General features: G+C 57.3%; 13 protein-coding genes. 9 read left to right on the top strand and 4 right to left on the bottom strand.

The features are described 5' to 3' along the window. Positions 1-257: 257 nt before the first annotated feature. The gene (locus ACB040_RS01930; RefSeq protein ID WP_042080906.1) at positions 258-1,340 is read right to left on the bottom strand and encodes an ABC transporter ATP-binding protein; all 1,083 of its coding nucleotides are present in this window, start codon (positions 1,338-1,340) and stop codon (positions 258-260) included. Positions 1,341-1,899: 559 nt separating this feature from the next. Between ACB040_RS01930 and ACB040_RS01925 the strand changes: the two genes are divergently transcribed. The 8 genes from ACB040_RS01925 (at position 1,900) to pykF (ending at position 11,754) form a co-directional block, all read left to right on the top strand. Then, complete coding sequence (locus tag ACB040_RS01925; protein ID WP_042080907.1) at positions 1,900-3,129, top strand: extracellular solute-binding protein; 1,230 nt, start codon at positions 1,900-1,902, stop codon at positions 3,127-3,129. Positions 3,130-3,207: 78 nt separating this feature from the next. Continuing rightward, entirely contained in the window at positions 3,208-4,512 is a 1,305-nt protein-coding gene (locus tag ACB040_RS01920) for a sugar ABC transporter permease (RefSeq protein WP_257688013.1), read from the top strand. 12 nt (positions 4,513-4,524) lie between these two features. Next, positions 4,525-5,376 (top strand): sugar ABC transporter permease, encoded by an 852-nt coding sequence (locus ACB040_RS01915; protein ID WP_042080909.1) that lies wholly within the window; start codon positions 4,525-4,527, stop codon positions 5,374-5,376. 22 nt (positions 5,377-5,398) lie between these two features. After that, a complete protein-coding gene (locus ACB040_RS01910) occupies positions 5,399-6,598 on the top strand; it encodes an arabinogalactan endo-beta-1,4-galactanase (protein ID WP_047434901.1) in 1,200 nt (399 codons plus the stop codon). A gap of 63 nt (positions 6,599-6,661) precedes the next feature. Then, positions 6,662-8,716, top strand: a complete 2,055-nt coding sequence (locus ACB040_RS01905) for a beta-galactosidase (RefSeq protein WP_042080910.1) — start codon at positions 6,662-6,664, stop codon at positions 8,714-8,716. Positions 8,717-8,769: 53 nt separating this feature from the next. Further along, the gene (locus tag ACB040_RS01900; protein ID WP_042080911.1) at positions 8,770-9,117 is read left to right on the top strand and encodes a glucose PTS transporter subunit EIIB; all 348 of its coding nucleotides are present in this window, start codon (positions 8,770-8,772) and stop codon (positions 9,115-9,117) included. A gap of 1 nt (position 9,118) precedes the next feature. Further along, positions 9,119-10,297 (top strand): glycosyl hydrolase 53 family protein, encoded by a 1,179-nt coding sequence (locus ACB040_RS01895; RefSeq protein ID WP_042080912.1) that lies wholly within the window; start codon positions 9,119-9,121, stop codon positions 10,295-10,297. A gap of 44 nt (positions 10,298-10,341) precedes the next feature. Next, complete coding sequence (pykF, locus tag ACB040_RS01890) at positions 10,342-11,754, top strand: pyruvate kinase PykF (RefSeq protein ID WP_257124509.1); 1,413 nt, start codon at positions 10,342-10,344, stop codon at positions 11,752-11,754. A gap of 439 nt (positions 11,755-12,193) precedes the next feature. Here the strand turns inward: pykF and umuC are convergent, their stop codons facing one another. Next, positions 12,194-13,453, bottom strand: coding sequence for a translesion error-prone DNA polymerase V subunit UmuC (gene umuC / locus ACB040_RS01885; RefSeq protein WP_371153072.1), 1,260 nt, complete (start codon positions 13,451-13,453; stop codon positions 12,194-12,196). After that, a complete protein-coding gene (gene umuD, locus ACB040_RS01880; RefSeq protein ID WP_371153071.1) occupies positions 13,434-13,877 on the bottom strand; it encodes a translesion error-prone DNA polymerase V autoproteolytic subunit in 444 nt (147 codons plus the stop codon). The genes umuC and umuD overlap by 20 nt, the downstream gene beginning before the upstream one ends. Positions 13,878-13,993: 116 nt before the next feature. Here umuD and ACB040_RS01875 point away from each other — a divergent pair, with 116 nt between their 5' ends. Beyond that, positions 13,994-14,182 carry a DUF3283 family protein gene (locus ACB040_RS01875; protein WP_371153070.1) on the top strand — a complete coding sequence of 63 codons (189 nt, stop codon included), beginning with the start codon at positions 13,994-13,996 and terminating at the stop codon, positions 14,180-14,182. A gap of 44 nt (positions 14,183-14,226) precedes the next feature. On the opposite strand, the gene ACB040_RS01870 is transcribed toward ACB040_RS01875, so the two are convergent. Further along, complete coding sequence (locus ACB040_RS01870; RefSeq protein WP_101531523.1) at positions 14,227-15,144, bottom strand: WYL domain-containing protein; 918 nt, start codon at positions 15,142-15,144, stop codon at positions 14,227-14,229. Between the last annotated feature and the right edge of the window lie 31 nt (positions 15,145-15,175).

Genomic DNA, 15,175 nt, shown 5'->3' with positions numbered 1-15,175 from the left:
GTTGATTGATGACCGAAGACCTCTTCGGCGACTCGTTGCTGATGCGTCGCAACACGTCTATAGCGCGTCTTTTGATCGCCAGGAACTTCTTGTGTAACGTTTACACAATTAAGTGAGTATTTTACACCGCCTAGTTCAGGACGAAATTACAACTCACCGGAGCTGAGAGATAGCTCTCATTTTCCTTTTAATAACAAATGAATAAAAAAAAGCCCCCGGCTCTGCTGGGGGCAAATCTGGCATGGCTTGTGATGAAATCAGTGGTTGATGCGTAATCCTTCTGCATCAAAAACGAGACAATGTTCGGGTGAGAAAAAGACATCCATCTTCTGGTAGGGGCTAAATGCGCTGTCGCCGGCAAGTAACAGTTTGAATCCATCGACGCCGCAGCACTGGCCAAACAGATAGGTACTGTTGCCCAGGCGTTCAACGACTTCACAGGTAAAAGTGAGGTGAATGCCTTGGCCGTTTGGCACAACATGCTCCGGACGCAGGCCCAGTGTCACTTCGCTGCCTTCTGCTACGTGAGAGGTGGCTATGGGCAAAGTCAGGATCTGTTGCTCACTGACTTGTACGGTCAGCTCATTTTCACTCCAAGCAAGCACTTTACCGGGCAGGAAGTTCATCTTGGGGGATCCGATAAAACCGGCGACAAACTTGTTGGTTGGTTTGTAGTAGAGTTCCATCGGAGAGCCCACCTGCTCTACCTTGCCGTAGTTCATGACCACGATCTTGTCTGCGAGGGTCATTGCTTCCACCTGATCGTGTGTAACGTAAATCATGGTGGTCTTGAGTTCCTGATGCAGCTTGGCGATATGTAGACGCATCTCCACACGGAGTTCTGCATCAAGGTTGGATAGTGGCTCGTCAAACAGGAACACCTTGGGGTTACGCACGATAGCTCGGCCGATGGCTACGCGCTGACGCTGCCCGCCGGAAAGTTGCTTGGGTTTACGGTCGAGCAAGTGGGAAAGTTGCAGTGTTTTGGCCACCATGCTGACCTGATGTGCGATCTCCTCTTTCACCACACCATTGACCCGCAGGCCATAGCCCATATTTTCGGCCACAGTCATGTGGGGATACAGGGCATAGGATTGGAACACCATGGCCACCCCGCGATGAGCTGGGGCTACATCGTTGACCACCTGCTCATCAATCGCAATGTGGCCGTCCGAAATCTCTTCCAGACCGGCGATCATGCGCAGCAGAGTGGATTTACCACAACCGGAAGGACCGACAAAGACGGTGAACTCACCGTCTTCTACATCCAGATTCACATTATGTAGGGTCACATTGCTGCCAAAACGCTTGATCACATTGTTCAGTCTGATACTCGCCATGAGCTTTAACTCCTTGATAATAAATGCATTAGCTGCGAGTGCTGGGGCGGTCATACCCCTTCTGCGGCTTTTTTGCCCTAGGAGGGAGAAGGCGTTTCACACCGTTTCACTCTGTGGCTTTAGAGGGACTATATCAGGCTGGTGTAATCGGTTGCACAAAATGCTGTTTCTTTTGTGCATGAGATCACAGCCTTGATATGTGCTGCTGGCAGGCAGAGCAAGCACCGCTTACCGTAGAGGTATTCGGTGTAATCGTTACCTTTTTTGCTGTTCCAGTGCACCCGAAGACCTGTGCCAAGCAAAAATCAAGTGATAGAGCGTATTGCTCCGGATCTGATGTATGGGATTAAACCATTTATTTTTCATTGCATTAGGTGGTGGTTAGGTTGTGTCGTAGAGGCCAGACCAGTCCGGCGTGAAATGTGGCTTTGCTTTGTTTTACACCCGAATTGGTAACAATCTTCAGAAGTTACACCGACTGGATGGAATCGTAACACTCACTTTACCTACGTGGTCTGACAAGACCTGCTTTTACCTGAGTTGGGGACAAGGAAATTATATGAAAATCAACAAATTGACTGCTGCAATGTTGTTGTCTTTGGGCGTTATGGGGTTGGGCCAGTTAGCCCGCGCCGCTGACGGTGAACTTCTGGTGTGGGAAGACATCAAGAAATCAAACGGCATTGAGGAGGCTGTCAAGGCGTTCGAAGCCAAGCACAACGTCAAGGTGAAGATCCTCGAAACCCCGTATGCCCAGCAGATCGAGAAGCTGCGCTTGGACGGTCCGGCCGGTATCGGTCCGGATGTACTGGTACTGCCCCATGATCAGGTTGGTACTGCCGTGGTGCAGGGGCTCATCAGCGAGATCAAGCCGGGGGCCGACTACCTTGCTGGTTTCACCAAACCTGCGGTGGATGCCCAGACTTATGAAGGCAAGCTCTATGGCCTACCCAAGGCGGTCGAGACCATTGTCATGGTCTACAACAAGGACTTGTTACCCAAGGCTCCTGAGAGCTTTGACGAGCTGATCAAGGCTTCCCAGACCCTGCGCGGGGAGGACAAATACGGTCTGCTCGCCAAGTTTGACGAGATTTATTACTCCTATGGTGTAGTTGCAGCCATGGGGGGTTATATCTTCGGCCAGAACCCCAACGGTTCGCCCAACGTCAAGGATGTGGGCCTAGCCAACCAGGGCTCGGTCGATGCAGTGAGTCTCCTCAAGCGTTTCTACAGCGAAGGCCTTTTCCCGGCCGGTATCGTGGGTGAGACCGGTGCTAACGCCATCGATTCCCTGTTCACCGAGAAGAAGGCCGCGGCCGTCATCACTGGACCCTGGTCGTTCCAGCCCTACAAGGATGCGGGAGTGAACTACGGTGTTGCCCCGCTGCCGACATTGCCCAATGGCGAGCATATGCGCTCTTTCCTCGGCGTGAAAGGGTACAGCATCTCTACCTATTCCAAGCAGAAAGAGTTGGCACAGCAGTTCATCGAGTTCATCAACCAGCCTGAGTACGCCAAAGTCCGCTTCGAGAAGACCGGCGAGATCCCGCCCCTCAAGGCGCTGATTGACGATCCGCTCATCAAGAATGACGAGAAATCCCGTGCCGTGGCCATTCAGGCCGGTTTCGCTACTCCGATGCCGAGCGTGCCCGAGATGCAAGAGGTGTGGACCCCTGCCAACAGTGCACTGCAGCTTGGCGTGACTGGCAAGCAGGATGTGAAGGCGGCACTGGAAGGTGCAGTCAAGAACATCAACATGCAGATCGAAGTCAATCACTCGCAGCAATAACACAAGTTGGGCACAGGCCCAATTCGGGCCGGGCGGCGTTCGTGGCCGCCCGGGCTCTCAATGGAAAGGAGGTACATTGTGGTTGTCGATTCCGGATCGCTTACCCAGATCGGTACAAGAACCCATCATGCCAAGGTGGCCGCCCTGCTCTCGCTGATCCCGGGACTCGGTCAGTGGTATAACCGGCAATGGGTCAAGGGCACCCTGTTTTTCATCGTCATGGCCTGTTTCTTCGGCGTATTCCATGATTTTCTATCTCAAGGGTTCTGGGGGCTGTTTACCCTCGGTACCGAGTTGCCCCGGGACAATTCCGTCTTCCTCTTGGCCAAGGGGGTTATCAGCGTACTAGTGGCCATCTTTGGTTGCGCCATCTATTACTGGAGCGTCCGTGATGCTTATGTTAACGGCGATCGCCGGGATCGTGGCGTAGCGCTGACCAGTGTGCGTAAGCAATACCAATTGTTGCTGAGCGAAGGTTTCCCCTACCTGATGATCACCCCGGGCTTTATATTGTTGGTATTCGTGGTGGTGTTCCCCATCATCTTTGGTTTCTCCATCGCCTTCACCAACTACGATCTCTACCACACTCCGCCTGCCAAGCTGGTGGACTGGGTGGGGATGAAGAACTTCATCAACATCTTCAAGCTCGATCTGTGGCGTTCGACCCTGCTCGATGTGCTGCAGTGGACCGTGATTTGGACGCTGATCGCCACCACGCTGCAATGCACGGTCGGGGTACTGCTGGCTATCCTAGTCAATCAGAAGGATCTGCGCTTCAAGCCGCTCATTCGCACTATCCTGATCCTGCCGTGGGCAGTGCCCGGTTTTGTCACCATTCTGGTCTTTGCCGGCATGTTCAATGAGACATTTGGTGTGATCAACAATGGCATCCTGGCTGCGCTTGGCATTGAGCCCAAGGCATGGATGACAGATCCCTTCTGGACAAAGACGGCCCTAATCCTGATGCAAACCTGGCTTGGTTTCCCGTTCGTCTTTGCCATGACCACCGGGGTACTGCAGGCGATCCCGGATGATCTCTATGAGGCCGCCACTATCGACGGCGCCAGCGCATGGCACAAACTGACTACCATCACACTGCCTCTGGTGTTGTACTCGATCGCCCCGATTCTGATCACTCAGTACACCTTCAACTTCAACAATTTCAACATCATCTACCTGTTTAACAATGGTGGCCCTGCTGTGGCAGGCTCAAACGCGGGTGGGACCGACATCCTGGTCTCCTGGATCTATAAGCTGACCATGTCATCGTCCCAGTATGCGATTGCGGCGAGCATCACCATCCTGCTCTCTATCTTCGTGGTCGGCATCGCCCTGTGGCAGTTCCGTGCGACCAATTCGTTCAAACAAGACGACATGGTGTAAGGAGACCCTGCCATGAGTGTCAAACACAGTCTGAAAAAGCGTAATGCCATTCGCCTGACCCTGAGCTACCTGCTTCTAGCCATGGTCGCGGTTATCATCATCTATCCCCTGATCTGGACGGTTGGAGCCTCTCTCAATCCGGGCAGCAGCCTGCTCAATACGTCGATCATCCCGGAAAACTTCTCCTTTATTCATTATCAGGAGCTGTTTGACGGTCGCATCGACTATGCAGCCTGGTACTGGAACTCGATGAAGATCAGTTTCCTGACCATGGCGTTTACCCTCATCAGTGTCAGCTTTACTGCCTATGCCTTCTCACGCTTTCGTTTCCGTGGGCGGCAAAATGGCCTGATGTTGTTCCTGTTGTTGCAGATGGTGCCCCAGTTCTCGGCCCTCATCGCCATCTTCGTGCTGGCCCAGATGCTGGGTCTGGTCAACAGCCACCTGGCGCTGGTGCTGGTCTATGTGGGCGGCATGATCCCGATGAACACCTATCTGATGAAGGGTTACCTCGATGCCATCCCCAAGGATCTTGACGAGTCGGCGCGCATGGACGGGGCGGGCAACTTCCGCATCTTCATCGAGATCATCATGCCGCTCTCCAAGCCCATCATTGCGGTGGTTGCACTGTTCTCCTTCACCGGCCCGCTTGGCGACTTCATCCTGGCCAGCACCATATTGCGCACCCCGGATCAGTTCACCCTGCCCATTGGTCTCTACAACCTGGTCGCCCAGAAGATGGGGGCCAGCTACACCACCTATGCAGCGGGAGCTGTGCTCATCGCGGTGCCGGTGGCCATCTTGTACCTCTCCTTGCAGAAGTACTTCGTTTCCGGTCTTACCGCAGGTGGGACCAAAGGTTAATCCGTTAAACAGGACGTTCGACATGAAAATCAAGAAGACGCTGGTGATGGCGGCGCTGCTCGCCACCGGCATGTTGGGTATGCAGGCCCACGTCGTGGCTGCCGAAAGTGTGGTGGTGCAACCAGTAGCGGTACCGCAGGAGTTCATCAAGGGGGCCGATGTCTCCATGCTGGCCGAAGTGGAGAAATTTGGTGGCAAGTTCTTCGATGCCAGCGGCAAGCAGCAGGATGCCATGGCCATCCTCAAGGAGAACGGCTTCAACTACATCCGCCTGCGCCTGTGGGTGGACCCCAAGGATGCCGACGGCAAGCCTTACGGCGGCGGCAACAACGATCTGGCCGCAACGATCGAACTGGCCAAGCGTGCCAAGGCGCACGGCATGAAGTTCCTGCTCGATTTCCACTACAGCGACTTCTGGACCGATCCGGGTCGCCAGAACAAGCCCAAGGCGTGGCGCACCATGTCGGTCGAGCAGTTGGCGGATGCGGTCTATGCCCACACCAAGGAGAGCATGGACGCCCTGGCCAAGGCCGGCGTGATGCCTGACATGGTGCAGGTTGGCAACGAGATCAACGGCGGCATGCTGTGGCCGGAGGGTAAGAGCTGGGGCCAGAACGGTGGCGAGTTTGATCGCCTGGCCACCCTGCTCAAGGCCGGTGTGCGTGCGGTGAAAGAGCACGGCAAGGATATCAAGGTGATGCTGCACCTGGCCGAAGGCACCAAGAACGACACCTTCGTCTGGTGGTTTGACGAGATAGCCAAGCGCGAGGTGCCCTTCGATATCATCGGGCTCTCCTTCTACACCTACTGGAATGGCCCCATCAGTGCCCTCAAGGCCAACATGGATGACATCAGCAAGCGCTATGGCAAGGATGTGATCGTGGTCGAGGCCGCCTACGGCTACACCACGGAGAACTGCGACAACGCCGAGAACAACTTTACTGCCAAGGAAGCGAGCGACGGTGGTTACCCGGCCAGCGTACAGGGGCAGGCCGACTTCCTGCGCGATCTGATCAAGAGCGTGGTGGCGGTACCGGACGGGCGTGGCAAGGGAGTTTTCTACTGGGAGCCTGCGTGGCTGCCAACCCCTGGTGCCACTTGGGCTACCAAGGCTGGGATGAAGTACAACAACGACGACTGGAAAGAGGGCAATGCCCGGGAGAACCAGGCGCTGTTTGACTGCTCCGGCCATGTGCTCCCCTCGATCAAGGTATTCAACTGACCCGGTTTCAACCGATAGGGCGACCGGCCATGGCCGGCGCCCCCTCGTTTTAGGAGATGTGTGATGTTCAAGTTTCCCCCGCTCAGTGAACGGGTCCCCGCCCTGCTGCATGGTGCTGATTACAACCCGGATCAGTGGCTGGATGATCCCCAGGTGTTCGAGCGCGATCTCGAGATGATGAAGCAAACCCGCTGCAACGTGATGTCGGTCGGCATCTTCAGTTGGTCTTCCCTGGAGCCACAAGAGGGGCGCTATGAATTCGGCTGGCTCGATACGGTGCTCGATCGCCTGCACGAAAGCGGTGTGTCAGTTTTCCTCGCCACACCAAGTGGTGCTCGTCCGGCTTGGCTTTCCCAGCGTTATCCCGAGGTGTTGCGGGTCAGCAAGGAACGTGTGAAGGCACTGCACGGTGGCCGTCACAATCACTGCATGAGTTCGCCTGTCTATCGTGACAAGGTGCGAGCTATCAACGGTGCCCTGGCCGAACGCTACGGCCATCATCCCGGTGTCATCGCCTGGCACATCTCCAACGAGTACGGTGGCGAGTGCCACTGCGAGCTTTGTCAGGAGCGCTTTCGTGACTGGCTCAAGGCTCGTTATGGCAGCATAGAAGCGCTCAATCACGCCTGGTGGAGCAGCTTCTGGAGCCATACCTACACCGACTGGTCACAGATCGAATCCCCGTCTCCCATCGGCGAGAGCTCGATCCACGGCCTCAACCTCGACTGGAAGCGTTTCAATACCGCCCAGGTGAGCGATTTCTGTGCCGAGGAGATCAAGCCCTTGAAGGCGGCCAACCCGAGCCTGCCGGCCACCACCAACTTCATGGAGTACTTCTACGACTATGACTACTGGCAGTTGGCCAAGGAGATCGATTTCATCTCCTGGGACAGCTACCCCCTCTGGCACAACAGTGGCGATGACTCGACCCTGGCGGCGTACACCGCCATGTATCACGACCTGATGCGCACTCTCAAGGGAGGCAAACCTTTCTTCCTGATGGAGTCGACCCCGAGCCTGACCAACTGGCAGCCCATCAGCAAGCTCAAGAAGCCTGGAATGCATATCCTATCCTCCTTGCAGGCGGTAGCCCACGGCTCCGACTCGGTGCAGTACTTCCAGTGGCGCAAGAGTCGTGGTTCGGTCGAGAAGTTCCACGGCGCCGTGGTCGATCACGTTGGTCACATCGATACCCGGGTGGGCCGCGAGGTACAGGCACTAGGCGAGATCCTGGCCAAGTTGCCAGAGGTCGCGGGCAGCCGCGTCGAGGCCAAAGTGGCCATCATTTTCGACTGGGAGAGCCGCTGGGCCATGGACAATGCTCAGGGGCCGCGCAATGCCGGCCTCTTCTACGAGAAGACGGTAGCCGAGCACTACCGCCCATTCTGGGAGGCAGGGGTGGCGGTGGATGTCATCAATGCCGACTGCGCGCTTGATGGCTATGACCTGGTTATCGCCCCCATGCTCTACATGGTGCGCGATGGCTTTGCCGAACGGGTTGACGCCTTTGTCAAACGAGGCGGGCAGTTCGTTACCACTTACTGGAGCGGCATCGTCAACGAGACCGATCTCTGTCACCTGGGGGGATTCCCAGGGCCGCTGCGCCCGGTCCTTGGGATCTGGGCAGAGGAGATAGACGGTCTCTATGACGAGGAACGTAACGCCGTCTCGGGTTTTGCCGGCAACGAAGCCGGACTCTGCGGCCCTTACGAAGTCACTCACCTTTGCGATCTCATCCACCTGGAAGGCGCGAGGGCCCTGGCCAGCTATGACGGTGACTTTTATGCCGGACATCCGGCGGTGACGGTCAACGAGCACGGGACAGGTCGCGCCTATTACGTCGCCTCGCGAAATGATCTGGCGTTCCAACGCGACTTCTTTGGCCATCTCATCGAGACCCTGGCTCTGCCGCGTGCCTTGCCAGCCTTGCCGGAGGGGGTCACCGCCCAGTGTCGCACCGACGGTGAGCAGGTGTTCGTATTCGTGCAAAACTTCGCCAACGCCGAGCGCCTGGTCACTCTGCCGGGTGGTCACAGTGACATGGTGAGCGGTGAGGCGCTGAGCGATTTACTGGTGCTGCCTCCATTCGGCTGCCGGGTGCTGCGTCGCGCCTGTTGATTGCGGGGCGGAGCCAGTGGCTTCGCCCTCTTTTTTACGTTTAGGAGACTCAAATGGTCAAGATGCAGGACTTCAAGCGGCTGTTCGCCGCGGCCCTCGGCCACAAGGAGGAGAAATCGGCCGAGGCACCGCTCTCCGGGCTGGACGAAGCGGCCATCACCGCGCTCATCGCTGCCTTTGGCGGGCGCGACAACATCGTGGGCTTTGACGCCTGCCTGACCCGGCTGCGGGTCAGGGTCAATGCCTTGCAGCCGGTCGACAGCGAGGCGCTGCAGCGTCTCGGCGCCATAGGCGTCATCATCATCGGCGACGAGGTGCAGGCCATCTTCGGCAAACGCTCGGACAACCTGCGTCGTGATCTCGGTCAGTGGTTCGAACTGCACGAGCCGGAGCAGCACTAGGATGCGCCCCCCGCTGAGCTGGCCACTGTTGGTCATGCTGGGAGCCATCAGTGCAGGGGCTGGTGCCGCTCCTCATAACCTGGCCATCCGAGGGGCGGATGTCTCCACCCTGGCCGAACTCGAGCGCCTGGGCGTTCACTATCAAGACGGAACGCGGCAGGGGGATTTGCTAACCCTGATGCGCAAGCGTGGCCTCAACCTGGTACGCCTGCGGCTGTGGGTCGATCCCCGTTCGGCCAAGGGGGAACCCTTTGGTGGTGGCAACAATGACTTGGAAAAGGTGATTGCACTGGCGCAGCGAAGCCGGTCCCTCAACCTGCCCTGGTTGCTCGATCTTCATTACAGCGACTTCTGGGCCGACCCTGGCAAGCAGCACACGCCACGGACCTGGCGAGGCAAGTCGGATGCAGAGTTGGCGGCAATGCTGCACGATTACAGCGCCGCCGTGATACAACGCCTGCGCGAGGCCGGGGTGCCACCGCAAATGGTGCAGGTCGGCAACGAACTCAATAACGGCATGCTGTGGCCGCAGGGGCAACTACACCGGCAAGAAGAAGAGGAGGGGTTCGATCGATTAGCCCAGTTGCTCAAGGCGGCCATCGCCGGGATCCGTGCTGGCAGCGAGGGGGGTATCACCCCACGACTGATGCTACATCTTGCTGAAGGAGGGGATGAGGCTCAGTGCCTACGCTGGTTCAAGGCGATGCAGGTACGCGATGTGCCGTTCGATCTGGTGGGTATCTCCTTCTACCCATATTGGCACGGATCTCTGGGCGACCTCTCGCGCACCATGAACAGCCTTGCCACCCAAATCAGGCGTCCGCTGCTGGTCGTTGAGACCGCCTATGGGCATGACACCGTCAACCAGGACGAGGTTCGTAACGCCTTCGGTGAGCAGGAGGCCGTACGCGGCGGGTTTGCTGCGACGCCCGAGGGGCAACTAGCGTTTCTCGATGCACTGCGTGCTGCTATTGCCGCAGTGCCGGATCAGCTCGGGCTCGGGTTTGTCTATTGGGAGCCGGGCTGGATCCGGGTCCCCGGCGACAGTTGGGCCAGTCGCGCTGGCATGGCGTTCCTCGGGATAGATGAGCCCCTCGGCAATGGCTGGGAGAACCAGGCCCTGTTTGATCGGGAGGGCAGAGGACTGCCGGCGTTGGCCGCCTTTGTCCTGACCCGCTGACTATTTCACATTGAAGAGATGACAACAGCACAATGAAGATTGACATGAAAAAGACCAAAATTGTCTGCACCATCGGTCCGAAGACCGAATCCAAAGAAATGCTGGCCAAAATGCTGGACGCCGGCATGAACGTCATGCGCCTGAACTTCTCCCACGGTGACTACGCCGAGCACGGCAGCCGCATCAGCAACCTGCGCGCTGTGATGGCCGAGACCGGCAAGCACGCAGCTATCCTGCTGGACACCAAGGGTCCGGAAATCCGTACCATGAAGCTGGAAGGCGGCAACGACGTCGCGCTGGTCGCTGGCCAGACTTTCACCTTCACCACCGACCAGACCGTGGTTGGCAACAAAGACAAAGTGGCCGTGACCTATGCAGGTTTCGCCAACGATCTGCGCGTCGGCAACCGCATCCTGGTTGATGACGGCCTGATCGGTCTGGACGTTATCGAAATCACCGAGCGCGAAGTTATCTGTAAAGTACTGAACAACGGTGACCTGGGCGAGAACAAAGGCGTTAACCTGCCGGGCGTCTCCATCAAGCTGCCGGCCCTGGCCGAGAAAGACAAGCGCGACCTGATCTTTGGTTGCGAGCAAGGCGTTGATTTCGTTGCTGCTTCTTTCATCCGTAAGAAAGAAGACGTTCTGGAAATCCGTGAGCACCTGAAAGCCCACGGTGGCGAGAACATCCAGATCATCTCCAAGATCGAAAACCAGGAAGGCCTGGACAACTTCGACGAGATCCTGGCTGTCTCCGACGGCATCATGGTTGCCCGTGGCGACATGGGTGTCGAGATCCCGGTAGAAGAAGTGATCTTCGCCCAGAAGATGATCATCGCCAAGTGCAACAAAGCCCGCAAAGTGGTCATCACCGCCACCCAGATGCTGGACTCCATGATCAAGAACCCGCGTCCGACCCGTGCCGAAGCTGGCGACGTGGCCAACGCCATCCTGGACGGTACCGACGCAGTGATGCTGTCCGGTGAGTCCGCCAAGGGCAAGTACCCGCTGGAAGCCGTGACCATCATGGCCACCATCTGCGAGCGTACCGATGCCGTGATGCCGTCCAACCTGTCTGCTGCCAACGACAGCAACAAGCTGCGCATCACCGAAGCCGTATGTAAAGGCGCCGTAGAGACCTCCGAGAAGCTGGACGCCCCGCTGATCGTGGTCGCTACCGAAGGCGGCAAGTCTGCCAAGGCCATTCGCAAGTACTTCCCGAAAGCCTGGATCCTGGCTATCACCACCAACAAGAAAACTGCTGCCCAGCTGGTTCTGACCAAGGGTGTAGTTGCTCACGTGGTTGACAGCATCGCCTCTACCGACGATTTCTATCGCATCGGTAAAGAAGCCGCGCTGGAAATCGGCATGGGTCTGAAAGGTGACGTGGTTGTGATGGTCTCCGGTGCTCTGGTACCGAGCGGCACCACTAACACCGCCTCCGCACACATACTCTGAGCTGAAATGGAGTCTTTTGAGTCCCGAGGTGGATTTAACATTCTTATCTAACTTCTAGCTACTCAGAACCTGCGACGCACCATATCGCGGGTTCTGTATTTCAAGGGGGGGGGGACGCATATGTTATAAGTATGCGCTATCCTACCGTCTTGATCTCACTGCAAAAAGCATGGTTTCCCACCTTTCCCTCTTCTGCGAGGCTCTTTCATTTTACCTATGCTCCTGAAGCGCTCATACATCACAGCCAGTAGTACTTCATCAAATTTGAGCAACTAGTTCAGCACATATGCAATAGCAGATGAAGTGTAGTGGAGAGAGCTGTTGCCATGCTGGTCAAAGAAGGGCGATTACGTTTTGTTGGGCCGCGTAAGAGCGGACGTTGGGAGGTACTGGATCCTGACGCGTAAACCATCCAGCCCCGCAACTAACCGACTCAGGACTACCTCGCCACCGGCAGGTCTTCCCAGCGGGTGGTGTAGCAGGGGCTCCGGTGCTCTTGTCGCATCATCCACTCAGGCGACCCCGTGCCTTGGCTGGCAAAGCCTACGCGCCCCAATCCCTTGGCTTTGATCTGGTCCATCACTGCCATCAGCGCGTCCGATTGAGCGGAAGATGGGGCAAACAGGTCGGCCTGTTGCTGCCCCTTGGGGGTGAACTCACTCAGCATGACGCCCCCCTTCTGATAACGGTAACCGTCGCGCCAAATCTGCGGTAGCAGCACGTTCACTTGCTGCAGCAGCAACCGGGTATCATCGCTAGGGCAGACCAGCCGGATGCCCGCCTGCTCACGGTAGTAAGGGGCTCGTTCATCAAAGGGGCTGGTTCGCACGAACAGGTGCACCCGCTGGCAACACATCCCCTCGGCCCGCAGCTTCTCGGCTGCACGAGCCATAAAGCCTGACAACGCTTGGGCCATTTCTCCACGGTCAGTCACGCGCTCACCAAAGGAACGGCTCGAGAGGATCTGCTGCTTCGCCGCCGGTTCAACGGTCAGCTCTGCGCAAGGCAGGCCACGCTGCTCCTGTACGATCCGCTCGACCACCACGCCGTATTGGGCGCGTAACCCTTTGGCGTCGCTAACCACCAGGTCAGCCACGGTGTTGATGCCTTGTGCCACCAACTTGGCTCCCAAGCGCCGTCCTATGCCCCACACCTCGTCCACCGGGGTGATAGCCATCAGCCGGGCACGGCGCAGCTCGTCACGCAAGTCCACGACGCCGCCCGTGGCAGGCCACTTCTTGGCTGCATAGTTGGCCAGCTTGGCGAGGGTCTTGGTGGGGCCGATCCCAACCCCTACCGTTAGGCCGGTCCACTGCCACACTCGCTGCCGGATCTGTTGTCCATAGGCCGTCAGGTCCCCGGCAAACGACTCCGACAGTGACAGGAATGCTTCATCGATGGAGTAGACCTCCAGCTCGGGGGCCATTGTCTCCAACGTGCTCATCACCCTGCCAGACATATCTCCATAGAGCGCGTAGTTGGAGCTGAACGCCACACCGCCATGCGCCTCCAACTGCTCGCGGATCTTGAAGTAGGGCCCGGCCATCTTGATGCCCATCGCCTTGGCCTCGGGGCTGCGCGACACCACACACCCATCGTTGTTGGAGAGCACCACGATCGGGCGGCCACGCAGCTCAGGGCGAAACAGCCGCTCACAGCTGGCGTAGAAGTTGTTTACATCAACGAGCGCTATGGCCATCACGTTGCCTCAGATTGCCAATCACATGGGTGACCACCCCGAATAGCTCCAGGGAGAGGCTCATGCAAGGGTCGATAGGCGCGAACGCCGGATTGGCTGGTAACAGCCGCAGCCTCGGCTTGAGCTGCAAGGTCTTGACCGTGAAGCCGCCATCGAGCAGTGCAATCACCACATCACCATGGCGCGGGGTGAGGCTCTTATCGACCACCAGCAAGTCACCGGGAAAGATGCCGACCCCGGTCATGCTCTCCCCCTCGGCACGCAGATAGAAGGTTGCTGCAGGGTGCGCCACGCAGTGGGTGTTGAGGTCCAACTTCCCTTCCAGATAGTCGCTGGCTGGGCTGGGAAAGCCGCAAGAGGCGCGGTGCAAGAACAGCGGGATGGTCACATCGGCGGGTGATGGGTCTGGGGTTAACAGCTTCATGGTAACAACGCCTGTATTTATATACAGGCATTATAGCGCACCACCTTTGAACCAGCGCAAGTCCCGCATGCCAGTGATGGCGTACCATGTCGCCAACAAATAACAAATAGGTCAGTATGAGTCACAATCTGTGTGCCCTACCGAAAGAGCAGCAAGAACGGGTCGAGGTCGAGAAGGGCGCCGCATATGCGGTATGGAAGGAGCGCAACGGTTACTTGGCCAGCGCAGAAAGCGAAGCAAGCCAGCATAAGGGTGAGCCGGGCAGCTACTTTCTTGAGCAAGTAAGTAGATACAAACGGGGCTAGCCTTCCTGTAGCCATGTTTTTATTCTGGGAACACCTTAAGTCCCTTAACTCTCGCGCAAATCCGGGCTTCGGAGCTTGAAGATGCAGCCCTTGGCTACCAACTCGTCCCGGTTTGCCAGCACCAGCGGGTAGAGCAGCGGATGCTGTTCGTGATCGCCGTTATAGCTCACTTGCATGCGCTCCAGCGCGTAATGCATCAAAGGGATGCGCTGGTTGAGCAGCAGCTTGCCATCTGGCATGGCATAGTCACTGGCAATGATGGCCTGTTGACCTGCGCTGAGGGTTGGGTTGGGTATTACCACCGCAGTGACCTGGGTGTTCCACTCAAGATCCTGATCCCGGCCGTGAGGGGAGGTATCCAGTAGCTCAGGTTCCCCACGAAACCGGCTCATCACAAAATCCAGATACACCCCTTTCTTCTCGCAGTAAGCGCGAACGTGCCAGCGGATCCCGTCATAGACCAAGGTATGGGGCACGATATTGCGGCCGCTCTGCTCCTCTGAGCTGAGGGATACGTAATCGACATCGACCCGCAACTGACCGCGAGCCGCTTGCACCAGACCCCGCACAATCTTGGGGTCGATATGGCGGTTGGGCACATCCAGGATCTCGATATGGCCGTAGCGCAAATCCATCAGCGGCAGGGTCAACAGCCCCGCCTCATGTTGGCGTTGGTGCTGCTTTTCACGGTGCAACAGCATCAGGTATTCGTCCACCTTGCCTTCACTAAAGCGGGGCACAAATTGCGCGGTAGGTTTGTACCCTTTCAGGCGTCGGTCATAGGCCAGCCCTTCAGGGGCGTAGTCACTCATATAGCGATTGATGTCTCGCGAGGCTTGCTGGCGGCCGATATTGAAGGCGGTTGTCAGGTGATTGGTGGTCAGCCGTCCTTCCCATTGCAACACGATCTCCAACAGGCGAAAGCGCAGGGTTTGATCCCAGGTGAGTTCGTTGGCGGGCATATGTGCTCCAAAATGCGACATGTGCATTTAT

Origin of the sequence: Aeromonas sp. S11(2024) (assembly GCF_041402345.1) — a bacterium.
Taxonomy (GTDB): Bacteria; Pseudomonadota; Gammaproteobacteria; order Enterobacterales; family Aeromonadaceae; genus Aeromonas; species Aeromonas veronii.
Note: the sequence above shows the minus strand (reverse complement) of the source record. Positions and strands in the feature narration are given on the sequence as shown.